Raw genomic sequence first — 25,285 nt, 5'->3', positions numbered from 1 at the left:
TCCTTACTTATTTTTAAAATTTATCTTGTTAAATAATTGAGAATACCCTTTAAACGATTCTTTTGTTATATCATACATTTTTCTACTACTCATCTTTGATACACTAGAATGTTCTAAATGGCTTACTTCTAATAATGGATCATATAGAATGAACCCTCCAGTTTTATATACTTGATAAGATAGATAAACCTCTTCTCCCATTAAAAAATGAGGATATTCAAGTAATTGATTATTTACAAAAAAAGATTTTGTCAAAATATATAATGCACCATAACCTAAGTATATTTCACATTCATTATCAGAATTTTTAACTCGATTATTTCTATTTCTTATTTTTTTTATCAATTGCTGTAAATTAAACATTAGATTACCTAAAATAAAGCTTGAAAAATACAATTTATATAAAAATTGGCGCATAAGAGGTATTTTAATTACCTCATGTGGATTTTGATGATATCCATCAATGGCTATAATATTGGGTGCTATGCAATAATATTTATCAGAGTATTGTTTCTCTGATAAAATATTGAAAAAATTTCCCCTAAAAATGATATCATTATTTCCTACAATGACATAATCATAAGACGATAAATTATAATGGCTTAATCCTAGATTTAAACCAGGGAAATAGCCCAAGTTAATATTACTGAATATTATATTACAATTTATTAAATTTGCATTTTTTAATATTTGTACATTCTCCTTATCAGATGCGTTATCAACAATACACAAATCAATATTTACATGATTTTTGGATTTATTAACTGATTCAATACAGTTTAATGTAACAAATGAATCATTAAAATTAACTATAACTATTAGAATATTCATGCCTACTTCTCCTAAAACTACCTAATGTAGCATATGCTAACGAAATTGGAAGCCAAGCGAATGCCCAATCTTTCAATAAACTAGATGAAACAACAGATACAATTGGAAACAATAAAATTATTGACATTCCACCAGCAGCTGAAGCTTTGATATTTATATTGTTTGTAATTAAAAATATTTTTTTTAATATGAGAAATGCATGTATAAAAATAAACAATGACAAAATAAAACCTATAAACCCATAATTAATTAAAATCTCAAGAAAGAAACTATGAGGATTTACTATACCAAGAGGATTTGATCCTATGAGAAACGATTCCGCTCCACCAGGACCAGTACCTATAACTAGGTTTGAAATATTTGAAAAAGAGTATTTTATGATTAAAAATCTAGCTAGAAAAGAAGAATCTCCGCCACCTTGAAAGATATTAATGCCTCTTACTAATTTATTTAGTGTCCTCCCAAAGATTGAAGGACCAAAGGAAATAGAACTTAGAGAAACAAAAGTAAGAGTAAAGAATAAGAACAGAAATGATATAAAATATATTAACACTATCCTCTTCCTATTTCTTCTAGTTGATATAGAAATAGCCAGCGGTAAAAAAGAAGTGAAACTAATGCTCCTCTAGAACCGGTAAATAGCAAAATCATGGCAGAAAGAAATAAAATTATCCATCTTTTATTGCTTTTCGTAAAACTCAGAAATGTAAATGCAAAAATCATGACTAGAGATATAGCACTTGCAAAGTCATTTGAATTATAAAAAAAACCTGTAGGAATTCCTTTAAAGGCTTCTGAATAGATAGAATTCTCAGCTTTTGCTGACATAGGTAAAACTAAATCAAGTTTCATTTCAAGTATAGAGACTATAAAAAGAAGAGCAATATATACTAAAAAAGATTAATTAGTTTAGATAAATCATTATTATATCCATAAAAATACATAGCTATAATTAAAGTAAAACTAAAAAATAATATTCCTAAGTGATATAAACTATTCGCATTTTTGGGATTTAAAATAAAAACAAATATTCCATTAATAAAAAAAAGAAGCAGAGGTAAAAATATATTTTTAGGGGTACCAAACTTTATTTGCATACATTTATATGAAAACATTAAAAAAGCAAGAAATATTAAAAAAAAATAAAATTTCAAATTTATCACTGATAAAATCACACCATAAAGCAATACAATTGGTGTAATTTCAAAACCAGTATTTTTTATAGATAATTTAGCCAACATTATGCTCCATCAATATTTTTATAATATTCTAGATAAGTATCTAAAGTTTTTTTGAAAGTATAATTCGTACCTAATTCATGAGCATTCTTCGTCAATTCGTACCAAAAATCTTTATTATTTATCTTACTGAGAACATTATCTTCTATAATTATTTCGTGATTTTTATTTATTCTAAAAACAATCCCGCAATTGTTTTTTCTTACAAGATTTGCTACCTCAACAATTGTTTCATTAACAATTATTGGTACACCCATACTAAGAGCTTCTGATGCTTTAGTAGAAAACAAATTTATACTCATTTGCATTGTATCAAAATATGTAGTAGGAGCTTTCCCTGGAATAACTATTGCTAACAGAGTATTGTAATAGTCCATTATTTCATCATGATTTTTTTGTGAAATTGATATATTTGTCTCAATGGTTTGGCTTGAAACTATACTAACATGACAATTTTGAATTTTATTATTAATATAAATCAATGAATTTTCTATCATCTTTAAAGGATGCCATAATCCAATAGAACCTATATAAGATATATTTTTTGCGTTCCAGCGATGTTCAAATATTTTATCTGCATCATTATTAAAATCAGTGTCAAATCCTAGAATATTTATCTTCTTCAGATTAACAAAAGGCGATTCAAGTTTAATATATTCAATTCCTCTATCAGTAGTTAACAAGGATAAATCTGAACGCATTAAAAGTTCTCGTTCCCATATCTTTGATTTGACAAAGAAAAAGTCTCCTAGTTTACCCATAGAATAATACAATTCAGGTGGTAGTATACTTCTCATATCAAATAAAACTTTTATATTTATATCAGGAAACTTTTCACATACTTTTAAGGCAATATCAGTAGCAATATAACTTCGGCAATGAATGATATATGAAAAACCTTCAACAAAACTATATTTTTTTATTAATTTTTTAGTATCTGCCTCTATAATCATGTCTTTAAAAAAATGGGCAAATACACTATCAATAACCATTAGTGACCTAGCCCAATTTGCTTTCAAATTTAAATCTTTATACCATTTGAAGGAAGCAGGTCTTTTTCTTAAATAGGAAGCTAATATTGTTCTTATCGGTATGAATGAAAAAAGACAAACATCATCAAAAACCTCTAATTCTTTAACTTTCATAGCCATTTTTATTACTTGAGAATATATAAGATTCTTTTTTGAAGGAATCTCTCCAGCAGTTAAATATAATATTCGTGTTTTACTTAAATCAAACATTTGTTTGTAATCCTTTATATTTTATTTTATATATCAGAATTATAGAGACTATAACAATAAGGGGTAAAGCGATCTTGGATAGTTCTATAAACTCACTATTTCCGTATGAAAAACAAGCAAATAGTAACATTATACACGTTGCAATAATTTGTAACTTTATTTTCACTAGTTTCATTAGACGATTAGAAATTATAGTTCTAGCCCAGAAAAAAACAATAAATGATAGCCCGGTACTAATTGATGCACCTATACCACCTAGTCTAGGAACTAAAATATAATTACCTACAATATTTGTACTGGAAGCAATTAGAGCAACCAAAATTGATAACCAAGACTTCTTTGAAAAAGATATGCCAAGCCCTGTTGTTTCGGATAATGTATACATCAATGGCATGAAAAGCAAAAAAGATACCATCGCAATTGAATCATAATAACTTTCATCTATAAAAAATCTAAAAAATCCTTTTAACCAAACTATTAATATAAATACTAAAGTCAATACTAATGTCAAAATTTCACTGACTTTATTAAATTTATTATAATCTACCTTCTCAGTGTACCAACGATAACTTGTTGGGATCCAGAATGTTGTAAAAGAAGTCTGAATCACTGTTAATAATCCAGCTATTCTAAAAGCATTTGAATATAATCCTAGTTCTTCAAAATCAGACCAAGCTCTTAGAGCGATTTTATCCATTGAATTTAACACCCACATTAATCCACCGCTAACAATAAGTGGCAGTCCAAATTTTAAGATAGCCTTTTGTTCATCTAAACTGGGGGTAAAATGATCAAAATTCCATTCTTTTTTTTCTACAAGTATTTGTAAAAAAAATATAACAAATAACGATATGACATAAGACATAACAACAGCGATCATTCTGTCTGATACATACTTTGCCCATAAAAACAATACAAGTATAAGGACAATTTTATTAACTATTGTAAAGATTGAAAACAGAGATCCTTTTTCTTTCATTCTTATTACAAGGGATGAAAACCTTAAAAGAATTGAAAAAAGCAAACTAACTGATAGCAGAAACATTATATAAAAATCAGATTCACTAAATAAAAATATTGACAAAGGTTTCCAAAAAAGGATCAAACAAAAACCTATTAAAACTGAAAGTAGTATTGGGATGAAAACAGAATTATACAAAAGTTTTTTTTTATCATTACTCTCATTAAAAAACCTAACATAAGATTGATCTAGACCTAATATAATAACTAAGCTAATCAAATTTACTATTGTTATAAAAAATGATCCTTTACCATATTCGACTGGTGATATAAGTTTTGTTGTTAACGGTATAAACAAAAATCCTAGTAAAGCCGAGATAAAAGGGCCTAAAGAAAATGTCAGTAAACTTTCTAAAAAATTCTTATTTCTATTTATCAATGTTTTACAACCTCTCGGTACAACTTTATCAGTATAGATGTAATATTATTTTCACCGTATTCATTAAGAGTTTTATTTCTAATTTCTACTCGGTCATATTGATTATAGTTTTTTTTCATACTTTTCATAGCTAAAACCATTTCTTCTACACAATCTTTTGAAACCAATATACCATTTTCATTATCTATTAAGCTTTCAGGTCCACCACATATAGTTGAAATAACAGGAAGACCCTGTGATAGAGCCTCTATAATAACAACACCAAAACTTTCAAAGTTACTTGAAAGAATAAAAACATCACTTTTATTATAATACTCTATAATCTTTTCACGAGATAACATCCCTACGAAATAAACGTTATCCTCAATGCCTAATTTACTAGCTAATTCTTTTAATTTTTTTAAATTAGATCCATGCCCACCAATAATGAGTTCTATTTTTTTTCGGTTCTATTTAATTCAGAAAATGCTTTAAGAATTAGTGACACATTCTTATTCTCATCTAATAATGATATATGTAAATATGTAAATAAATTATTATTTTTGGGGCAATGCTCATTAGAATTAGAAAAAATATCATTTAATATGTTTGGAACGATAATCCATTTACTAGTAGGAAAATACTCACTCAAGTAGTTAGAATATGGCTTACTAACAGCTATATTAAAGAATGAATTATCAAATACTTTATGTGCTATAATTTTTTTCCACCAATTAACTTGGTTTCTAAAAAATGATGAACTATGCTCTGTAATTACATATGGAACACCATATATTAATTTTATTTTTTGAGCTATAACGCCAGCATATAATGCAGAATGGACATGAATTACATCTGGCATTCCATAATTGTTACAATACTCTTTAAATAACTTCATACCTTCTTTTTCAGCAATGTAAGAATTTCCAAAAGGAATTTTAGGAAGAAAAGCTAACTTTGAACTAGAAAATGTTGGAACATTCTCATCAACAATAAAACTATTCTCTCTTGACAATAATAATTTAATATTAAATTTCTGTATTGGAACCATCTTTTGATATATTACACCTACTTGGATACCAGCCCTATTTAAGGCTAACGCTTGTTCCCTAAAAAAACTACCACCAATATCATTTTTATTTTCTGGATACCAAGAAGGTATTATTAAAACATGCATATAACATCCTGTAAGCAATTAATTTCTCGAGAGAATAAATATTAATCATTTTTTTACAAATAATATACAACTAAAGTATATATTATATCATATATATAAAAACACTGTTAAATCTATTAATAATAAAGTAGGTGCTTATATTTTCAGCTGAAATTTTATAAATTTTAATATCGTAAAAATTGTTTTTCAAAGAAAAACTTACTCTTTAACAGTACTATTATCAGGTAATATAAAATACAAATTAAAAAAACTAGATTTACTATATTAACTTTCTTTAATTTTTTATATGTTTCAACCGTTTTTAGGTTTTTATTAACACTTCTAGATGCTCTAAAAAGTAATCTTTTTAAAAAATCTAATTCTTTTTATACTTGATCTCAATAAGAATTATTTTTTCTCTCTTATTTTTTGCAACAATATCAGATAAGGTTAGCTTTAAATCTTCACTTTCTTTATTACTTTCGCTCTCCAGTATCTCTATCTTTTCGCCCATTAATTCTAAACGGAACCCTTCTATAACAATAAAATTGCTCCAGATTGTATGGGCGAGCAGTAACCGAAAGGGTATGACCAGCCTTTTCCCTCAAAATGTTGTTTATTGCTCAATTAAAATATATAATTTCTGTTTTCTTCTTCCATGCTATTTATATAGCTATTTTTTGTATATAGCATCTGTAAAGAATTTATTTATGTGTTAAAATTCTTGGGTGTTTGACTCAACACCCAATTACCCTACTCTGCGTTAGGGATTAAAGCGAAAACCCCACAGGAACTTCAGTTCCGAGGCAATGTGCATACATCTGTAGCGGAAAGCCCGACCCTTTAGGGTAACGCCCATCTCTCCCCTAATATTACTTTATTATCAACCTAAAAAATAACTACTTCTTAATTATATAATTAACTAATAATCACAAATAGTTCTAGTAGCCTCATCTAAACTATCTATTAAGTATATGTTACTACTATTCTCTTCTTTAGGTAAGAAAGATTCAGAATAGATATTCTTAACAGTTGGATCAGTAATCTCTTTATTTGTTGTTGTTAACTTTAATTGATGTTTATAACAAGAATTCTCTATTAAGAATAATAGATCGGATTCACCAATTAGGTTAATAGATTTAAAGTTATTATCTTTTATATCTTTAACAATTAGTTCTATAGCATCTTTAAACACAACTACATTTCTAATAGTTCTTTTTAAGAAGTCAGAACTTCTTTTAGTTATTACACTTAAACCCTTAGGGGTTAATAAGTAGTTAAAGCTTTTTTGATTAATGTGGCTTGCTTTAACAAAACCCTTATCAATTAGACGTTTAAGAATGGAATTTGTATTACCCAAGGAAATATTAGCAATTTTAGCAATATCCCTCTGTTTTATGGTCTCTTCACCATCGTGGATTGATTTTAGTATTAGGTATTCTTGGGTATCTTTTTCCATAATTATTCTTTGTTATTTGATTGATTTATTAATTTGAAGGGTTCTCGTCCATTGGCAGTAGTTAATTTAATGCTTAATGGACTTTCCCTTTGCAGCCGCAACATGCTAAAGATCAAGGAATGCCCGAGATATATCTCGGGTGTTCAGATTACGAACATATTAACTTGCTATTTATTATACGTCAATAGAGTTTATTATTTTTTATTATTAATTTTAAGTTACAATATTAAGGATTTTGATAAAAAGTTTTTATTATATAAAATAGTGTAAGCAGTTTTAATTTGATTTACAGTGATTTTTTTTTCTATCGTTCCATTCATAGATAGTATCTACTAAATTTTGGAAACTGTTTAGATTATTGTTATTAATTACCCAATGTACAGTTGAAAGGAGTTCAAGGCCATAGGAGGATTCGAAACCCTCTACTAAATCTGCTACTTTGTTAAAATTGGACCTAGTGTCTTTATGATTTTGTAAGTAGTTAGAAGCTTTAATATAAGCACCTGGTAGCAATTGGATCATTTTGTTTGGATCATCGCCACCATCATTATATCGGGTTAGTACATGTCTAAGATTTTCAGCATTTGGGGGCAGATTCTCCCCGGATTCTTGCATATTTTATGGAAATATAAGGATCAAGCATAGGGGACACTAAGCTCTCCCTGGAGTCATTTCTGGTTCAGATTCCATTGTATCAATAGTATTTTGAGGTTCATAAACAGTTTTTTCTTCATTGTTTAATTCAGATAAACTGTTTTGATTAAGAAATTCCCGAGATATATATCGGATGTTCAGATTACGGATATATTATCTTGCAATTTACAACGTCAATAGTCTTTATTATTTATAATATCTTCTATTTTTTGAATGCTTAATCCAGAAATTCTTGAAATAGTTTCTAGAGACAAACCTTCTGAAGTCATATTTTTTATGTATGCTATATCTTTTAAAATTGCTTCTTCTTCTCTACCTTCTTCTCGACCATCTTCTCTAGCGGCTTCAATTACACCATAACTGGAGGCTTGATCTGCCAAATATTTTATATAAGATTTCTTTTGTTCTTCGGTCATTGATAAAAAATCAAGTTTTTCTTTCATTTCTTTAATTCCGGGGGCATCAAATTCATCCTTTACGCAATGGTTCTTTATAGAAGAAACCCATTGATCTAGAGAATCTTTAACATTTTCATCATTAAAGAGACCTAAAGATATAATATAGTACTCAGGGAATACATTTTCCTCTTTTCTTAATTTATCATAGTCAACAATAGCTTTCTTGTCTATAAAAACTACTTCCTTGCTGTGTAAACCTGTAAAAGAAGTTTTTCCATGAACAACATATTCTTTAGCAATACTATTATCAGGTAGTATAAAATGTAAATTAAAAAAAATTAGGCTTACTACATAAACTTTCTTTACATTTTCATATTTTTCACCAGCTTTTAGATTATCAACAATACTTCTAGATGCACCAAAAAGTAATCTTTTTAAAAAATCTAATTCCTTATTATACTGGATCTCAATAAGAACTATTTCTCCACTCTTATTTTTTGCAGCAATATCTGATCTAGTGAGTTTTAAGTCTTCACTTTCTTTGTTACTTTCACTCTCCAATATCTCAAGTATTTCTATCTTTTCGCCCATTACTGCAAAAAGAAACCCTTCAAGAACAACAAAGTTCGCCTTTTCTCTTAATACATTTTTAATAGCCCAATCAAAGTGGACAATTTCTCTTTTTTCTTTTTTTTCATTTTCCATGCTATTTATATAGCAATTTTTTGTATATTTCTTCAGGAAGAGAATCTATTTATATTTTAAAATCACTAGGGTGTTTAACACAACACCAATTAACCTACCCGGTTAGGGATTGCAGCGTAAACCCCACAGAAGCTTGCTTCGAGGCAATGTGCATACATCTGTAGCGAAAAGCTCGACCTTGCTTGCAAGGGAACGCCCAAATCTTCCTTATTAGTAGCTATATCCTACAACGAGTAATAACAAATAATCCTATGAACCTAATCTAAACTATGAAGTTTAATATTCTTTACATACCGGAACTATTCTAATATAAAAGATTTTGATAACCAGTTCTTATCATATAAAATGGTGTAAGCTGTTTTAATTTGATTTACGGTAAATCTTTTTTTTCTATCGTTCCATTCATAGGTAGTTTTTACTAAATCTTCGAAACTGTTTAGATTATTGTTTTTAATAACCCAATGAACAGTAGAAAGGAGTTCAAGGCCATAGGAGGATTCAAAACCCTCTACTAAATCTGCTACTTTGTTAAAATTAGACTGAGTGTCTTTATGATTTTGTAAGTAGCTAGATGCTTTTGAATAAGCACCAGGCAACAATTGGATCATTTTATTAGGATTTAATTCCTTAATAATTTTTACAAGATCAATTAAACCATTCTCGATATAGCTTAACTGACTTTTACCTCTCCAATGATCCTTTGTAGGGAAATTTATTATAAACTTTGGGTTCATTAAACTTTCAGTCCTATGTACAAGCATAGTGCCTGTTTTGATTTTTTTATCCCTACATGCTATGGAATAATCTTTGAAGTTTTCTGGGTACTTCTTCTTAAATTGTAATGCAATTCCTCTTCCCATAACTCCAACACAGTTAACAGTGTTTACTAATGCTTCTACATTATCATTAAGAAGACTTCCCTCTTTAAAACATATCATCCTAACCTCTATGTTCATAATACCATGACGGCTCTATTTCTACATCTGGTTTGTATTCAGAATTGGCTAATATCTGTAAAACTTCCTGTTTAATATCATTATCTATGACACCAATTTTTTCAATCAATTGGAATGGTAGTTTATTTTCTATTAAAAATTCTGCTTGCTACACCTGTTAGGTTAGATGTTTGTTCTAGACCAAAACCAGATTTTAAAAGATTAGTTGTAACTTCTAGTTTGATTTCAAAAATCTTCGTCAATAGTGTTTTTTAATTTTTTGTCAAAGGTGTAAATATTCTCATTCTCAATTTTTGAATATGAAAATAGGATACAGTCAACAAAATCTAAATTTGTATCTTTATATTTTTCAATTGCAAGCCTTAATACATCTTTATTATAACAATAGATGTTCTGATAATTAAGAATAGAACCTAAAGCGTTATATATCAATTCTCTGTTTACCTTGTATACTTTCTGCAAAACATAGACCACTTCAGCTAATACTTCATTTAACAAAGTCACTTCTGTATTCTCAATAATATTAGATGAAATAATATACTGTTCCTCTATATCTTTGAGCAAGTATCTTAAAATATAATTTGCATCAATTATTGCCATATTTATCTACAACCGCACTTTCCCAAGCAGTATTCTCTAATTTAATTAAATCTAGATTTTTAAATTCACTCAAAAGACCTCTTACACTTTTTTTATGTTCATGAATAAAATTTGCATCAGAAGCTGGGAGTATAACTAGCTCTAACTTTCTATGCCTAAAATTCTCTGGTAATGCTATTATTTTCTGCAATTCATCACTTTCTATTATTTTTCTTAATGCTTCCATTTAGTTTTACCTACCTTTTTTATTATACCTCCAATGATGACTATAAAGCAATAATAGTCCCATTTTAATTAGATAAGATTATTTCTAAGCTTTTTGAGCAATTACCATTTAATTAAACACAATTATACCTAAAGCGTTAGGGATTGCAGCGAAAACCCCACAGAAGCTTGCTTCGAGGAGTTGTAGCGGAAAGCCCGACCTTGTTTATAAGGGAACGCCCAAAGCATCCTGTATAGCGACAAAACAACTCTTGTCTGATTAGCAATTCGTTTACAAAACAATCTCTATTTATTATATTCTAATATTGTTCTTGTGACTTCATCCAATCTTTCAACTAAATCAGGCTGCATGGCCGAGCAGTAAGCTTGCTTACGACCAGGCAAATATTATCAAATTCATCCATAGGTAAGAAAGATTCAGAATAGCATCTTAACAGTTGGATCATTAATCTCTTTATTTGTTGTTGTTAACTTTAATTGATGTTTATAACAGGAGTTCTCTATTAAGAATAATAGATCTGATTATCCTTAATATCAAAATCCATTTTCATTCTTGAATGAATTTCTTCTAGTCTTGATTTAAGTGATTTATTCTCAGTTATTTTAGGGTTAACACCATATAAATAGAGTTGCTTAGCCATTTTTCTAGAAATACTCAACTCAACTGAATTTTCTTTAATGTGAATCATTATATCTTTCATATTAATTGTATTTAAGGTTGTTCCATCAATATTCTGTAAATGTTTATTAGCCGAAACTCTAGCACCACGATCATCTGAAATAAAATATTTATATCATTTTGCAAATGCCATAGCCATGGATTTTACGTCTAGGCCTGGATAAGAAATAATATTTCCCACTTTTAATTAAATTGTAAATATCTTTAGTTTTATCCACATAGGCATAATTATCTTTTCGTATTTCTTAAAATGTCTGAATTCCTGTTGGTAACTTTGTCATTATAAATCCTATTCAATTTACACAAACTTTATTATAGTGAAAGACCTTAATAATGTCACTAAAAACAAATGGGTAAGATTTAGTGGCTCAGGAAGTGTTCCTTCTGTAGCTTTGGCCATTATAAATTATCAATATAGTTAACTATTGTTTTAAATCTTAACTCTTCTTTTAGGGTTCTTAATTCTTTTTTTAGCCAAATCAATGCAAATTTTCTTAAATTATGTTTGTGTACATTACTCCCTAGAAGTTTATTTGCAACCAATAATTCTGTTTGTAGCCCTAAAAACTGCTATATTTTCATTTTCGAAGAGGCACTCAGCAAATAATATCGTATGCTAAGGACTTTATTTACTTATATCAATGTAGGAGAAATTAATTTTATGAACCTTGTTATACATCTCTATTTGTACAGTAGCCCTCTGCTTCCTTTTATCTACCTTAATAATTTGACCCTCTAACTCCTTGAGAGGACCATTTATTACTACAATCTTATCATCCTTATTAAAATTTACATTTGATAGTTCAGCTTTAAAGTTAGGATTTAACAGAGGTTTAATTAAGTCTAACTGGTTGCAGCAAAGTGGTATAGGGTCCTTGTAGGAGTTTAATATTTTAACAACATTTTTTGTATCTTTTAATAATTGCAGAGTTACATTATCTATGTTTTCTTTAGTTTTTAAAAATATATAACCTGGAAAAATGCTTTTTACTTCGTTTAACTTTTTACCTTTACGCCTAATAATTAATTTTCGCTCTGGATTAATTACATCTAAACTACTTAGAGAGTCTTTAACCTTATTCTCAGTACCTGTAACAACCTGTAATACATAATAATTCATAGGGTTGCTATTTTATTACAATCTGTAAGTTTACAAAAGGTTGTTTTTACTTTATTTTTATACTTATGTCTGAAATAGAAGTAATAAAAGAAGATGAGATCGACTTACTAGACCTAGTAAGTGTATTGGTTAAAAATATTAAATGGATAATTGCTATATCCCTTATTTTTATGGTTGGGATACTAATTTATGCAATAATTAGCCTTAAACTACCAGCAGATAAGAGTTACCTGCCAAATGAATTTAGCCCTAAAACTATTGTGATGTTAAATAGTAGTGGTAGTAGTAGTGGTAGTTTAGACTCTTTAATAAATAGTTCTGGCATGGGTGCCCTAGCAGGCCTTGCAGGGATATCCGGTGGTAGTGGTGGAGTCTCCGATAGTGCTTTAGCTATTAAACTTGTTACTACTAATAGTTTTATTAATAAAATTTCTACCCAGTTCGATTTAGAGAATGTATATGAGACCTATGAGTCAGACTATCCTAAGACTGATTTAAGAAAAATAATTAGCGAAAAGTTAGTTATAGCTGAAGATAAAGATACAGGAATGTTAACAATTAGCTATACAGATATAGATAAGCAGTTAGCTACTAATATTGTAAATAGGGTTACTAGTTTGTTAGAGGAAGAGTTTGCTAAAATAGATAAGATACGTAATACAGACCAGTATAGTGTAATTACCGATAAAATGTCTGTTGTAGAGGCGGATTTAGAGAGATTACAGGACCAGATTATAGAGTTCCAGACCTTACATAATATAATGGATGTAGAAATTGTAGCAGAAGAGTTAGTAAAACAGGTATCTGAATTCCAGTCGGAACTACTTAAAAAAGAGGTAGAGATAGAGAGCTACGGGAAAGTATCTAATATTAGAGACCCAGGTTATACTAAATTAATAAATGAGAAAGAAGCTATATTAAACGCTATAAGTAAGTTAGAAAACGGAGAAGTTGGGGACTACCCACCAGTTAAAGACCTACCAAGATTAGCCTTAGAACTAACAAAACTAAAAAGAGAGGCAGATGTTAAACTAGTAGCTTATAAAGCGTTAGTACAACAGTCGGAAACCTTAAAATTAACAGCAGAGGGAACAGGGTCCACATTCCAGGTATTAGAGTATGCCGAAGTACCCGAGATGAAAAGTGGACCAAGTAGAGGAAAGTTAGTAATAATTGTAACCTTTGCAGGATTCTTTTTTAGTATATTCTTTGTATTTTTAAAAGAGGCGTGGATGAATATTAAAAATGATCCAGAGAAAATGAAGAGATTAAGGGGAGAGAAATAATGAAGAAGAGTTTAATTTTATCTATCCTTTTATTTGTAAGTTTAACTGTTTTTAGTCAATCTAACGTAAATAGTACAGAGTCTATAAATAAGGCAGCATCTAATACTGCTATAACAATAGCAAACCAATACCCAGACTACCTGGCAACCCCAGGGGATATATACGACATATTCTTTTTAACAGGGGGGGAGAGAAACCAAACATTAAGAGGTTTTGTAGATAGTGATTATAATATAGACCTATCCTTTATTGGTGTAGTTAATGTTAAAGGCCTAATATATTCGGAAGTTCAAAACCTGTTAAAAGAGACTATATTAGACGCTTACCCAGGTTCTATTGTAAATGTAATTATTGCAGCCCCGGGTAAATTTAGAGTCTACCTGTTAGGGGAAGTTAACCAGGCACAAATATTAGACGCCATGAGCCTAACAACCCTTGCAGCTATTATTAGTGGTAAAACCACAAACTATGCTAGTTTTAGGGATATAGAGATAAGAAGTGAGGATGGAAGTGTTAAAGTTTACGACCTGTTCCAGTTTACACGTTATGCAAATAAAAAACACAACCCATTTTTAAAGCCCAACGATGTAATTACAATTAGACCTTATAAAAGGACAGTTAATATTAGTGGGGAAGTTAAAAGACCAGGTAGTTACCAACTACTAGATGGGGACACCCTGGAAACACTAATTAACATATATGCCGATGGTTTTACTAAACTTGCCCAAAAATCTAATATAGAGATACAGAGGGTTGTAGATAAAGAGGAGACTTTTTATTTAAATGGGGATAAACAGGATTTACGCTTAGTTAAATTGTCCGACTTTGACAATATAAAAGTAGCAAATAAAATGGAATACTCTAGTAGAGTTGTTATTCAAGGGGCTGTAACCCATGGAAATAATGAAATAATAAACTCTGAAACAGCTAAAATTGGTTATACAGTATCCAATAAAATACCTGTAACAATAGTAGAGGGTAATAGAGTATCCACAGTAATAGGTAAAATGGATGGGAGTTTTAACCTATCTAGTGACTTAGACAATGCATTTATACTACGGGGTTCCGATAAAATTGATATAAATATTACTGATGTTCTAAGTAATATAAATAGTGAATTTGACATTGTAATGGAAGATGCAGATATTTTAGTAATACCATTTAAACAGTTAGTAGTATATGTAGGTGGAGCTGTAAACAGTAGTGGTGCTGTACCATTTATAGAGAACAGAACAGCAGAGTACTACATAGGGCTATCTGGTGGGCCTAATAGATCCGAGAACCTATTTGGTTCCTATACAGTTAGGGATATTAACGGGAAAAAACTACCAAAGGATACAATAATTAGCCCAGAGAATGTAATATGGGTTAAAAGAAACCATCCAATGTCCTACCTGGACGAGTATGCAACATGGTTAACAACAATTGCAACACTAGGTGTACTTGGATTCCAAATAGCCGACTATATTCAGTAAAAAAGACCACCTAAATAAGGTGGTCAACATTAATTATTTATTCTTCTATTTACTGTATCCATTGAAATAACAACAAATCTGTTCTTTCATCTTCAAATTGAAGTCTACCAGGCATTCCTCCCAAACGTATATAATTATTAAATAGATCATCTTTACTATTTATATGGTGTAACATTTCCTTAAATGATAGAGGAAGAACTTCTATAGGCTGATAAATAGATTAAATTTATTTCTTAGATAATTTTCATTACCACCATAAATTAGCAAAATATACTCATTTTTATAGTACCACTCTATTAACTCTGACATTAACCGACTAATCTTTGCTGATTGTTTATGGCTAAAAATTTAGATCTTCTCCCATTTATATTCTAAAATATTCTTTGATTCAGAATCAAAGTTTATTCCTATTATGTATATATTTTTATTTTCTACTTGGTATTTTTCGTAGTATTTTCTCTCTTTAATCTGTTTTATGGCTTCTTCTTTTGAATCTACTTTAAACTCAAATATAAATATGGCTGATCTTGTTTTTAAGGTTAAATCTATTCTACCTCTATTTGTGACATCCTCAGCCACAGTAAAATAACCAAGGCTAGAGAGGAAAGTATAAATTACAGATGAATAATAGCCCTCGTAGTTAGCAATTTCGTTATTTACATAATTATTATAGGGTATTGCTGAAAATAGAGATTTAAGATTAATAATAAGGGATTCAATATTTTCCTCTTTTAATATTTTGCTAACTTCAGACCCATTTGGCAGGGATGTATCGCCACTGGTAAGATAAGTCAAGAACAGATAGTTAAGTGAGTTTTTTACTTCTAAATTTGGAATTTTCATGGTGTACTCTATCCCGCTATCAAATTGTTCCATTTTTTCAAATGTCAAATATCCTGTTTGCCAAAGTAGTGCTATAAAATCTATTTTATCGACATCAAAAGCATTTAGTGTTTCTTCTTTTACTATCAGACGGTCAATATCTGGAATATAAAAGTTAGATTTTTTTAATGTTTCAATTAAGAATGTAGGGTTGCCAGTTTCCCACCAGTAGTTTTTAAATATAAAATCATTAAAAATAAATTGCAGGATGTCAAATGGGTTATAGATTGGTTCTGAAAAATAGTTATATCCATTATACCAACGTTTGACTTTTTTAATATTAGCGCACTCTAAATGCTTACTAAAAGTGGTCTCTAAATCATTTTGGGTATAACCTGTTATAGTACCATAGGTTTTGTTCATGGTTATATCTGTTAAATTATTTAAATTACTAAAAAGGTTTACTTTTGAGAATTTACTAACCCCTGTTAACATTGTAAATTTAACGTATTCATCACTAGCTTTTATTGCAGAGTAAAAATCCCCTAATATTTCTCTATTTTCCGCGGCTACAACTTTGTTTTTTATTGCATCTATTATTGGTTTATCGTATTCATCAACTAAGACAACAACTTTCTGCCCGTATTTTTCATGGGCACTTTGTATTAAGTGATACAAATCGATGTTTTTATTATAATTTATTCCTAATCGTTTACAATTATCCTCCAGAATAAAATTTATCTTAGAATTTAGAGTTTCAGGTGTACGTACTGTTCCAGCTGCAAAGTTAATTTTTATTACAGGATATTTTATAGACCAGTCCCATTTATCATAGATAAAAAGTCCTTTAAAATACTCTTTACTACCTTTAAATAGTTCTGAAATTGTATCTATTAATAACGATTTACCAAAACGTCTAGGTCTGGATAAGAAATAATATGTTCCATTATTTATTAAATTATATATATCTCTAGTTTTATCGACATAGGCATAATTGTCTTCTCTTATTTTGGAAAATGTCTGAATTCCTGTTGGTAACTTTGTCATTATAACTCCTATTCAATTTACACAAAATTTATTATAGTGAAATACCTTAATAATGTCACTAAAAACAAATGGGTAAGATTTAGTGGATCAGGAAGCGTTCCTTCTGTAGCTTTGGCCATTATAAATTATCAATATAGTTAACTATTGTTTTAAATCTTAACTCTTCTTTTAGGGTTCTTAATTCTTTTTTTATAAGGAAGTCAAATAATTGTCTACATTGATAATCGCTTAACCAGTCAATGTTTTTTTTATTCATTTTATAATAACCGGGAACAAAGTATTCTATACAGTTTATCAGTATTTCAAATAAACCTATAGCTTGACCCTTTCTAAATGAATGGGCATAGGCTTCTTTGTAGCTAGAACTATTTCTATAGTCATTTATCATGTTTTAATCCTACAGCTACCCAATCTTTTTTATAGTTATTAATTTTATGATTATTTGCTATTAAAATTTCTATTGCCTTAGTTAATACTAAAGAAAATTTTGCTGACTTATCCCCACCAAACATATGGCATAGTTCATGTAAATAAGTTGATAAAGCCGAATGAAAGGAATTTTTATTAAATAAATCTTTAAATAAATCAATTGTTAATTTTTCTAGTACCTTAATGTAATTTATTTCAATAATAGATGGTTCTTTAACATTAGAATATCCTCCAGCATCCTCGCAGGCTTTCTCTAGGGATTTATACCCCAATCTTTCAAAACTATCCTGAACCAATTTATACCTATTTTCTTCTTTTTTTAGCCAAATCAATGCAAATTTTCTTAAATTTTGTTTGTGTACATTACTCCCTAGAAGTTTATTTGCCACCAATAAATTGGGATTATTTTTTCTAAATAATTCTGTTTGTAACCCTGAAAAAGAAACTCTAATAATTAATTTTCTAATAAAAGCATAGTATGAATCATGACCATATTTTTCTTTAGGATAGGAATACCAGTAGGATTCAAATTCCCCCAACAGTATCCTGGAAATATCACTTGGTAAATTTGACGCAACTGAAACTAAAATATTAATTGTATCAATTTTTGTAAAGGAATTTCTATCCATATCACTTAATTTATAACTATGATCACAAAATATAAACGGGATTTTTAGTGATCCTAAAGCCTGAAATGAGCCAAAGGTAATCCCTTCTCCATTATCTTTTGATATAGATGGATAACCATTGGGTTTTTCCATTTTAGAGCGTCTAAAAACTGCTACATTTTCATTTTCGAAGAGGCACTCAGCAAATAAAGGATTTTTTTATAATAAAATGTATAAAGAGCCGCATAAAAGATTTCTATATCTGCTTCAAAAAAATTATTAATTTCAAGAATAGTATCATTTTTACCATTATTCCTTTCATAAATATCGTATGCTAAGGTCTTCATGTATTTGTTATCTATTTGCAAATGCTCTGTTGTTACTTTTAACAGCCATTCTTTTGACTCTATAGAAATATCCCAATTATGGTCCCTTTAGGCACATAAAGAGGCGATTTTAAATCCCTCTCCAAAATAGCCAGCATGTTTTTTTTCTGATTCCCTCTTAGTGGATGCTCCTATGTGCATTAACCATTCATAATTAAAACCTATATTTTTTATGGACATTACAAGTTTATCATCTTCTAGATTAAAATTGAATCTTTGGTGGAACTCATGGTTAGGAACAGAGTCATAAAAGTTTTGTATAAAGTCCCTTAGGACTTTGTACTTTGACCAATACACGGGATAATCATAAATCAAATTTAAGGAAACTTGCTTGATTTTTACTTTTGACATATAAAAAACCTCTAGTAAATACTGGATTATTTATTATCCCTTATACTTTTTTCGAGGTCAAGTAACGCATCAGCATATCCTGAGAACTTTATTTACTTATATCAATGTAGGAGAAATTAATTTTATGAACCTTGTTATACATCTCTATTTGTACAGTAACCCTCTGCTTCCTTTTATCTACCTTAATAATTTGACCCTCTAACTCCTTAAGAGGACCATTTATTACTACAATCTTATCATCCTTATTAAAATTAACATTTGATAGTTCAGCTTTAAAGTTAGGATTTAACAGAGGTTTAATTAAGTCTAACTGGTTGCAGCAAAGTGGTATAGGGTCCTTGTAGGAGTTTAATATTTTAACAACATTTTTTGTATCTTTTAATAATTGCAGAGTTACATTATCTATGTTTTCTTTAGTTTTTAAAAATATATAACCTGGAAAAATGGTTTTTACTTCGTTTAATTTTATCTATCCTTATATTTATAAGTTTAACTGTTTTTAGTCAATCTAACGTAAATAGTACAGAGTCTATAAATAAGGCGGCATCTAGCACTGCTATAATAATAGCAAACCAATACCCGGACTACCTTGCAACCCCAGGGGATGTTTATGATATTACTTTCTTTGTTGGTGGAAAGTCTGAACAGACTATATTAGACGCCTACCCAGGTTCTATTGTAAATGTTATAATTGCAGCCCCGGGTAAATTTAGAGTATACCTTTTAGGGGAAGTTAAACAGGCACAAATATTAGACGCCATGAGCCTAACAACCCTAGCATCTATTATTAGTGGAAAAACTACTAACTATGCTAGTTTTAGGGATATAGAGATAAGAAGCGAAGACGGAAGTGTAAAAGTTTACGACCTTTTCCAGTTTACACGTTATGCAAATAAAAAACACAACCCATTTTTAAAACCCAACGAGTATGCAGCATGGTTAACAACAATTGCAACACTAGGTGTTCTTGGATCCCAAATAGCAGACTATATTCAGTAAAAAAGACCACCTAAATAGGTGGTCAACATTAATTATTTATTCTTCTAATAAAAAGTCTTTTATATTTTTATGAATAATTCCATTTCTACTTCTATTTACTGTATCCATTGAAATAACAATTTTTGTATAGTTATCATTTATCTGTTCAAGGACTGAAAATTCTCTATCAATAGTAGATTGTTCTGATAGCAAGTATGTTACTTGGATATAAAATTTGTTATTACCATCAATAACAACAAAATCGACTTCTTTATTATCTAATTTTCCAACATAAATTTCATACCCCGTGGATAAGGTATGTACTTTTCGCTGCTTCGACTTTAAGAAGTATAGAGTTATACATATCCATAAGATTATTTTTTTCTGTTCTTTCATCATCAAATTGAAGTCTACCAGGCATTCCTCCCAAACGTATATAATTATTAAATAGATCATCTTTACTATTTACATGGTGTAACATTTCCTTAAATGATAGAGGAAGAACTTCTATAGTATAAAAACGCCATGTTAAATATGTGGCAAGTTCTCCTGATAAAAGCTTAGAATTTAATGAGTTTACAACTTTTTCAAAACCTAGGACTTCCTGGACTTCATCTAAAAAGATATAGTTTATTTTCCCTGGGATTTTCTTATTTTCTATATATTGGTTAAGTGATTTATAATCCTTTAATTCTTCATGTTCTAGCCATTCAAAGTTGATGTAAATAATTTCTTCTTTATTAACATTTTAACCTCTCCATATCATAAATGTCTTTTGTAAAAGACTTTTAATGCTATATAGGAATATTATTCTATTATACAAGACTTTGCAACATAGCTGCTAATGCTGATAAATAGATTAAATCTGGTTCATTAATCTTACATATAATATTTTTAATAAGTCCATCATAAATATTATCCCAAGATAATACATTAAATTTATTTCTTAGATAATTTTCATTACCACCATAAATTAGAAAAATATACTTTATTTCAAAAGCATACTGTTCTATTCCTAGATCTAATATTAAATCAACTTTTTTATTGTGGTTATCTCTCCAGAAATAAAGGTCGTAATTTTCACCACAGTTGAAGCTAGATTTTATAAATTCATTCACAATAAATGTTTCAAATAGACTTCTTTTTAGAAAATGATAATCTATATCTTCTTTTTTCCTAATCCCAAGAAGACTACAAACCAGTCCAGTATCAGTGAAATAGATTTTTGGATTTTTAACAATCCTTTTATTATAGTTCTTGTGAAATGGTTTTAACTTATATATAATTTCTTTGAAATTGTTGTTTTCCCCGATTGTCTTGGGCCTAATATTTTAATTCTATATTAAATGTACAAAATGAGTTAAATATTAACTCTGTCATTAGACCTGTTGTTAATATAAAAATCCAAATAGATATAATGGTATCTCATATTTACTCCCAGTTAAAATATCATCTTTAACTAGAAATGAGTTTTCTAAATTATCTTTTATTTGTTTTAAAGATTTATTTTTACCACCAATTTCAAAATTTATATTACCTATGGTGTAGTCTCCAATTTGACTATAATGAAGTTTATTATCGGAATTTAGGATCATTTTGATAAAGTAAATCTCTCTTAGAGTTCCAATTGGTGTCTCAAATCCAATTTCTTCACTTACAGATTTATATAAATCTGTATTGTCTAAGAATATTTTTTCTGTTTTCTTTAAAATATTACTACCTGCTTTATTTTTTAATATTAATTCAATTAGTCCTGTTTCTTGTAATATTTCTAAATAATTTTGAACTGTTTTATTATCCAATCCTATATTTTTGGCTATATTATTTTTATTTAGTTCTCCTGGAGGAATTGTTGCCATATAAGATATTATTCTTTTAAAATTTATTAGATTTTCAGTTTTTAATCTATAATGATTAGATATGTCTTCATATATAGTTTTTTCAATTACTCTTTGAATCTTTTGACTATAGGATAATGTATCTTCTAAAATAAATGGATAGTAGCCTGACCCTATATACTCTTTAAAATAACCTAGAATTTTTGGTATAGATCCAATTTCTGATTCATATTTATTCTTGTTTGAAAGTAGTTCTTCTAAAGTTATTGGTTCTATATTTACGATATTATTAAATAATAAATATTCACGGAAAGACATTCCTCCAATTCTATATATTACTCCTCTTCTAGATAAATCATAGGAACCTTTTATTAGGTCTAGACTAGAACTACCTGAAAATACAATTTTTACATCTGGGTAGGAATCATAAATGTTTTTTAATTCTTGATTCCAGTTAGGATATTTATGAGTTTCGTCAAAGAAAAAGTATCTAACTCCATATACATCATATAGTTCATTTACAAATTCAATTAAATTATTTTGAGAGAAATAGATATTATCTAATGAAGTATAAATACATTCGTCAATTTTTAAATTTTCTTTGATGTATTGGAGTAATAAAGTTGTTTTTCCAGTTCCTCTTGGACCAATTAAACCTGTTAGCCTATTATTTGTATTAAATACTTTATAAATATATCTATGATGATTAAAATTTGTATGCTTTAAAAGTCTTTTGTATGTTGATAATAATTTATTAATCATGACTACACTCCTGTTTATTTACAACTATTAACGAGTATAGTCCTATAATACCTATTTTGCAATCGGTATAACTAACTGATTATTGTCTGTTGGATAAGTACAAATCTGTAGTGTAGCTCAGGAGCCATTTTGGAATACTTAAAACATACTCATTTTTACTCTGACATTAACCGACTAATCTTTGCTGATTGTTTATGGCTAAAAATTTAGATCTTCTCCCATTTATATTCTAAAATATTCTTTGATTCCGAATCAAAGTTTATTCCAATTATGTATATATCTTTATTTTCAACTTGATATTTTTCATAGTATTTTCTATCTTTAATCTGTTTTATGGCTTCTTCTTTTAAATCTACTTTAAACTCAAATATAAATATGGCTGATTTTGTTTTTAAGGTTAGGTCTATTCGACCTCTATTTGTAACATCCTCAGCCACAGTATCGTAACCAAGGCTAGATAGAAAAGTATAAATTACCGATGAATAATAGCCCTCGTAGTTAGCAATTTCATTTTTTACATAATTATTATAAGGTATGGTTGAAAACAGAGATTTTAAGCTTGAAATAAATGAATCGATGTCTTTTTTTGATATAATATTATGTATTTCTGATTTTTTAGGTAACCAAATATCTGCCCCAGTAAGGTAAGATAGAAACAAATTATTTAGGGAATTTTTGATTTCTAAGTTAGGGATTTTCATTGTGTATTCTATCCCACTATCAAATTGTTCCATCTTTTCAAAAGTCAAATATCCTGTCTGCCATAGTAGTGCTATTAAATCGATTTTATCGACATCAAAAGCATTAAGCATCTCTTTTGTTACTACCAGATTAGAAAGATCGGGTATATAAAATCTAGATTTCTTAAGAATATCTATTAAAAATGTTGGGTTTCCAGTTTCCCACCAGTAGTTGTCAAAAATGTATTTTTTTGAGATAAACACTAAAATATCAAAAGGATTGTAAATTGGTTCTGAAAAATAATTGTAACCATTATACCATTGTTTTATCTTGGACATATCCACCCCTACTAAATGCTCTTTAAAAGTGGTTTCTAAATCATTTTGTGTATAACCAGTTATTGTTCCATACTCTTTATCTATAGTTATATCTGTAAAATTATTTAGGTTACTAAAAAGATTTATTTTAGAGAATTTACTGACCCCAGTTAACATTGCAAATTTTACATATTTGTCACTTGCTTTTATTGCCGAATAAAAACTTCCTAAGATTAATCTGTTTTGCTTAGCTACTTCTAAATTTGTTAAAACATCTATTATAGGTTTGTCATATTCATCTATTAAAATTACTACTTTTTGGTTAAAAGTTTTATATACCTGTTTTATTAATTGTTTTAAGTTTAAAGATATATTAATTTTTATATTAAAATCATCTGCTATATCCACAAGGAATTCTGATATTCCGTTTTTCAAATTATTAGAAGAGGAATAATCACCACTACCAAAGTTAATATTTATTACAGGATATTTTACAGTCCAGTCCCATTTATCATAGATAAAAAGTCCTTTAAAATACTCTTTACTACCTTTAAATAGTTCCGAAATTGTATCAATTAACAGTGATTTACCAAAACGTCTAGGCCTAGATAAAAAATAATATTTCCCATTTTCAATTAAATTATAGATATCTTTAGTTTTATCCACATAGGCATAATTGTCTTCTCGTATTTCTGAAAATGTCTGAATTCCTGTTGGTAACTTTGTCATTAAAACTCCTATATTTATTATAGTATTCGAAGCATCATTTTGAGATATAATCAATTATAGTTTAATCCCTTAGTATTGTCACTAAAGTAAGTTGGTCCTATAACTTTTAGATTTTCCAGAATTTATACTTTCTCCCATTTATATTCTAGGATGTTTTTTTTCATAACTACTTCATAAACTCTAGTTTATTTTTACAATATTCTATAAACAGATCATAAATAACAATTAGTTGATCAGATATTTCATAAATTATATTTATACTTGCAACAACTTCATCTTGGTTAAAAGAGTACTCATGGGCTATATCATTCCTATATGTTCTTAAAGTAATCCATTCATTTTTATTTATTATCGCTAATTCCTCTAACCTGTTAAGTCTATCTATAAAAGTCATTTTTTTGATATCTTCTCCTGTAAGCACTAAAAAAGATGAAAACAATTTATCACCCATAGTATCTTGTAATTTAGAAAATCTAAAAATTAACTGATCTATAAAACCCATACTAATATCATCTAAGTTTTTATAGTTTTTTTCATTAAGTGGCATTATTTTTTCTAAATGTCTTTTTGCTTTACTTAACCTTAACTTGTGCTGATTGCATTCATGTATTTTTTCTAAAAATGTTTCTGATTTCTCTATCACAACTCAATTCCTTTTTTTAAAGCTTCCTGCTCAATTAGTCTATTTTTATCCTTAGAAACAACAACATCTATTTTTTGTTCACCAATTAGTGATTGTAGTTTTATTAGAAATTCGATCTTTTTCTTTCTTTCATCTTGAAATACTTTAGTAGGACACAGATACAAATCGATATCTCCACCTCTTTTTTTATCGTCGACTCTGGAGCCAAAAAGATATATACTACCGTTTTCAAAAGTTTCTTTAAATGTATTTTTAATGGACATAATTTCAAATGATGTTAAACGCATTTTGTA

Annotated in this window: 35 protein-coding genes; 3 read left to right on the top strand and 32 right to left on the bottom strand. The window is 28.6% G+C overall.

The features are described 5' to 3' along the window. Positions 1-3: 3 nt before the first annotated feature. The 19 genes from EW093_RS13150 to EW093_RS13065 all read right to left on the bottom strand — a co-directional run bounded on the left by EW093_RS13150 (position 4) and on the right by EW093_RS13065 (position 12,640). A complete protein-coding gene (locus EW093_RS13150; RefSeq protein ID WP_149568854.1) occupies positions 4-831 on the bottom strand; it encodes a glycosyltransferase family 2 protein in 828 nt (275 codons plus the stop codon). Further along, positions 806-1,384 (bottom strand): O-antigen ligase family protein, encoded by a 579-nt coding sequence (locus EW093_RS13145; protein WP_187759712.1) that lies wholly within the window; start codon positions 1,382-1,384, stop codon positions 806-808. The genes EW093_RS13150 and EW093_RS13145 overlap by 26 nt, the downstream gene beginning before the upstream one ends. Next, positions 1,384-1,683, bottom strand: coding sequence for a hypothetical protein (locus EW093_RS13140; RefSeq protein WP_149568852.1), 300 nt, complete (start codon positions 1,681-1,683; stop codon positions 1,384-1,386). The genes EW093_RS13145 and EW093_RS13140 overlap by 1 nt, the downstream gene beginning before the upstream one ends. Positions 1,684-1,721: 38 nt before the next feature. Continuing rightward, entirely contained in the window at positions 1,722-2,069 is a 348-nt protein-coding gene (locus tag EW093_RS13135) for a hypothetical protein (protein ID WP_187759711.1), read from the bottom strand. A 2-nt stretch (positions 2,070-2,071) separates the two neighbouring features. Further along, on the bottom strand, positions 2,072-3,310 hold the full coding sequence (locus EW093_RS13130) for a glycosyltransferase family protein (RefSeq protein WP_149568850.1): 1,239 nt from the start codon (positions 3,308-3,310) through the stop codon (positions 2,072-2,074). Next, complete coding sequence (locus EW093_RS13125; protein WP_149568849.1) at positions 3,303-4,709, bottom strand: lipopolysaccharide biosynthesis protein; 1,407 nt, start codon at positions 4,707-4,709, stop codon at positions 3,303-3,305. The genes EW093_RS13130 and EW093_RS13125 overlap by 8 nt, the downstream gene beginning before the upstream one ends. Then, positions 4,706-5,134, bottom strand: coding sequence for a glycosyltransferase (locus EW093_RS13120; RefSeq protein WP_246745114.1), 429 nt, complete (start codon positions 5,132-5,134; stop codon positions 4,706-4,708). Before EW093_RS13120 ends, EW093_RS13125 begins: the two co-directional genes overlap by 4 nt. Positions 5,135-5,142: 8 nt before the next feature. Continuing rightward, the gene (locus tag EW093_RS13115; RefSeq protein ID WP_149568847.1) at positions 5,143-5,865 is read right to left on the bottom strand and encodes a glycosyltransferase; all 723 of its coding nucleotides are present in this window, start codon (positions 5,863-5,865) and stop codon (positions 5,143-5,145) included. Positions 5,866-6,220: 355 nt separating this feature from the next. Next, positions 6,221-6,358, bottom strand: a complete 138-nt coding sequence (locus EW093_RS17350; protein WP_187759710.1) for a hypothetical protein — start codon at positions 6,356-6,358, stop codon at positions 6,221-6,223. A gap of 408 nt (positions 6,359-6,766) precedes the next feature. Beyond that, positions 6,767-7,303 (bottom strand): winged helix-turn-helix transcriptional regulator, encoded by a 537-nt coding sequence (locus EW093_RS13110; protein WP_149568846.1) that lies wholly within the window; start codon positions 7,301-7,303, stop codon positions 6,767-6,769. A 276-nt stretch (positions 7,304-7,579) separates the two neighbouring features. Continuing rightward, on the bottom strand, positions 7,580-7,918 hold the full coding sequence (locus EW093_RS13105) for a hypothetical protein (RefSeq protein ID WP_149568845.1): 339 nt from the start codon (positions 7,916-7,918) through the stop codon (positions 7,580-7,582). A gap of 212 nt (positions 7,919-8,130) precedes the next feature. Next, the gene (locus tag EW093_RS13100; RefSeq protein WP_149568844.1) at positions 8,131-9,060 is read right to left on the bottom strand and encodes an Rpn family recombination-promoting nuclease/putative transposase; all 930 of its coding nucleotides are present in this window, start codon (positions 9,058-9,060) and stop codon (positions 8,131-8,133) included. A gap of 299 nt (positions 9,061-9,359) precedes the next feature. Next, on the bottom strand, positions 9,360-10,016 hold the full coding sequence (locus tag EW093_RS13095; RefSeq protein WP_223111605.1) for a macro domain-containing protein: 657 nt from the start codon (positions 10,014-10,016) through the stop codon (positions 9,360-9,362). Further along, on the bottom strand, positions 10,000-10,125 hold the full coding sequence (locus EW093_RS18130) for a DarT ssDNA thymidine ADP-ribosyltransferase family protein (RefSeq protein ID WP_187759709.1): 126 nt from the start codon (positions 10,123-10,125) through the stop codon (positions 10,000-10,002). Before EW093_RS18130 ends, EW093_RS13095 begins: the two co-directional genes overlap by 17 nt. Positions 10,126-10,241: 116 nt before the next feature. After that, positions 10,242-10,616, bottom strand: coding sequence for a type II toxin-antitoxin system VapC family toxin (locus tag EW093_RS13085; RefSeq protein WP_149568843.1), 375 nt, complete (start codon positions 10,614-10,616; stop codon positions 10,242-10,244). Further along, a complete protein-coding gene (locus EW093_RS13080) occupies positions 10,603-10,842 on the bottom strand; it encodes a hypothetical protein (RefSeq protein ID WP_149568842.1) in 240 nt (79 codons plus the stop codon). The genes EW093_RS13085 and EW093_RS13080 overlap by 14 nt, the downstream gene beginning before the upstream one ends. A 502-nt stretch (positions 10,843-11,344) precedes the next feature. Next, the gene (locus EW093_RS13075) at positions 11,345-11,530 is read right to left on the bottom strand and encodes a hypothetical protein (protein WP_187759708.1); all 186 of its coding nucleotides are present in this window, start codon (positions 11,528-11,530) and stop codon (positions 11,345-11,347) included. Positions 11,531-11,630: 100 nt separating this feature from the next. Then, complete coding sequence (locus EW093_RS17700) at positions 11,631-11,762, bottom strand: AAA family ATPase (protein ID WP_281283525.1); 132 nt, start codon at positions 11,760-11,762, stop codon at positions 11,631-11,633. Positions 11,763-12,145: 383 nt separating this feature from the next. Beyond that, entirely contained in the window at positions 12,146-12,640 is a 495-nt protein-coding gene (locus EW093_RS13065) for a transcription termination/antitermination NusG family protein (protein WP_149568840.1), read from the bottom strand. 65 nt (positions 12,641-12,705) lie between these two features. Here EW093_RS13065 and EW093_RS17345 point away from each other — a divergent pair, with 65 nt between their 5' ends. Together EW093_RS17345 and EW093_RS13055 are read left to right on the top strand one after the other, a co-directional pair. Continuing rightward, complete coding sequence (locus EW093_RS17345) at positions 12,706-13,926, top strand: GNVR domain-containing protein (protein WP_187759707.1); 1,221 nt, start codon at positions 12,706-12,708, stop codon at positions 13,924-13,926. Then, positions 13,926-15,401, top strand: coding sequence for an SLBB domain-containing protein (locus EW093_RS13055; protein WP_149568839.1), 1,476 nt, complete (start codon positions 13,926-13,928; stop codon positions 15,399-15,401). The genes EW093_RS17345 and EW093_RS13055 overlap by 1 nt, the downstream gene beginning before the upstream one ends. Positions 15,402-15,450: 49 nt before the next feature. Here the strand turns inward: EW093_RS13055 and EW093_RS17860 are convergent, their stop codons facing one another. The 6 genes from EW093_RS17860 to EW093_RS18125 form a co-directional block, all read right to left on the bottom strand. Next, positions 15,451-15,576, bottom strand: a complete 126-nt coding sequence (locus EW093_RS17860) for a hypothetical protein (protein ID WP_281283436.1) — start codon at positions 15,574-15,576, stop codon at positions 15,451-15,453. A 173-nt stretch (positions 15,577-15,749) separates the two neighbouring features. Continuing rightward, on the bottom strand, positions 15,750-17,270 hold the full coding sequence (locus tag EW093_RS13050; protein ID WP_149568838.1) for an ATP-binding protein: 1,521 nt from the start codon (positions 17,268-17,270) through the stop codon (positions 15,750-15,752). 118 nt (positions 17,271-17,388) lie between these two features. Next, the gene (locus EW093_RS13045; protein WP_149568837.1) at positions 17,389-17,658 is read right to left on the bottom strand and encodes a hypothetical protein; all 270 of its coding nucleotides are present in this window, start codon (positions 17,656-17,658) and stop codon (positions 17,389-17,391) included. Next, positions 17,648-18,460, bottom strand: coding sequence for a hypothetical protein (locus EW093_RS13040; RefSeq protein ID WP_149568836.1), 813 nt, complete (start codon positions 18,458-18,460; stop codon positions 17,648-17,650). The genes EW093_RS13045 and EW093_RS13040 overlap by 11 nt, the downstream gene beginning before the upstream one ends. Before the next feature lie 281 nt (positions 18,461-18,741). Beyond that, positions 18,742-18,990 carry a hypothetical protein gene (locus EW093_RS13035; protein WP_149568835.1) on the bottom strand — a complete coding sequence of 83 codons (249 nt, stop codon included), beginning with the start codon at positions 18,988-18,990 and terminating at the stop codon, positions 18,742-18,744. Positions 18,991-19,132: 142 nt separating this feature from the next. Beyond that, entirely contained in the window at positions 19,133-19,489 is a 357-nt protein-coding gene (locus EW093_RS18125) for a KOW motif-containing protein (protein ID WP_425473404.1), read from the bottom strand. A gap of 314 nt (positions 19,490-19,803) precedes the next feature. Here EW093_RS18125 and EW093_RS13030 point away from each other — a divergent pair, with 314 nt between their 5' ends. Beyond that, complete coding sequence (locus EW093_RS13030; RefSeq protein WP_149568834.1) at positions 19,804-20,043, top strand: hypothetical protein; 240 nt, start codon at positions 19,804-19,806, stop codon at positions 20,041-20,043. 36 nt (positions 20,044-20,079) lie between these two features. Here the strand turns inward: EW093_RS13030 and EW093_RS13025 are convergent, their stop codons facing one another. The 7 genes from EW093_RS13025 to EW093_RS12995 all read right to left on the bottom strand — a co-directional run bounded on the left by EW093_RS13025 (position 20,080) and on the right by EW093_RS12995 (position 25,279). Further along, a complete protein-coding gene (locus EW093_RS13025; RefSeq protein ID WP_149568833.1) occupies positions 20,080-20,421 on the bottom strand; it encodes an ATP-binding protein in 342 nt (113 codons plus the stop codon). Continuing rightward, entirely contained in the window at positions 20,321-20,749 is a 429-nt protein-coding gene (locus EW093_RS18120) for an AAA family ATPase (protein ID WP_484421974.1), read from the bottom strand. Before EW093_RS18120 ends, EW093_RS13025 begins: the two co-directional genes overlap by 101 nt. 88 nt (positions 20,750-20,837) lie before the next feature. Further along, complete coding sequence (locus EW093_RS13015; RefSeq protein WP_281283524.1) at positions 20,838-21,305, bottom strand: DUF4143 domain-containing protein; 468 nt, start codon at positions 21,303-21,305, stop codon at positions 20,838-20,840. A gap of 108 nt (positions 21,306-21,413) precedes the next feature. Further along, positions 21,414-22,622: an ATP-binding protein gene (locus tag EW093_RS13010; protein WP_149568831.1), complete on the bottom strand. Its 1,209-nt coding sequence runs from the start codon at positions 22,620-22,622 to the stop codon at positions 21,414-21,416. A 206-nt stretch (positions 22,623-22,828) separates the two neighbouring features. Continuing rightward, positions 22,829-24,349, bottom strand: coding sequence for an ATP-binding protein (locus tag EW093_RS13005; protein WP_149568830.1), 1,521 nt, complete (start codon positions 24,347-24,349; stop codon positions 22,829-22,831). Between the two features lie 166 nt (positions 24,350-24,515). Beyond that, complete coding sequence (locus tag EW093_RS13000) at positions 24,516-24,992, bottom strand: hypothetical protein (RefSeq protein WP_149568829.1); 477 nt, start codon at positions 24,990-24,992, stop codon at positions 24,516-24,518. Next, positions 24,989-25,279 (bottom strand): nucleotidyltransferase domain-containing protein, encoded by a 291-nt coding sequence (locus EW093_RS12995; RefSeq protein ID WP_149568828.1) that lies wholly within the window; start codon positions 25,277-25,279, stop codon positions 24,989-24,991. Before EW093_RS12995 ends, EW093_RS13000 begins: the two co-directional genes overlap by 4 nt. Positions 25,280-25,285: the final 6 nt, after the last annotated feature.

This window comes from Thiospirochaeta perfilievii (genome assembly GCF_008329945.1).
Taxonomy (GTDB): domain Bacteria; phylum Spirochaetota; class Spirochaetia; order DSM-2461; family DSM-2461; genus Thiospirochaeta; species Thiospirochaeta perfilievii.
This window is presented reverse-complemented; position numbering and strand designations above follow the sequence as displayed.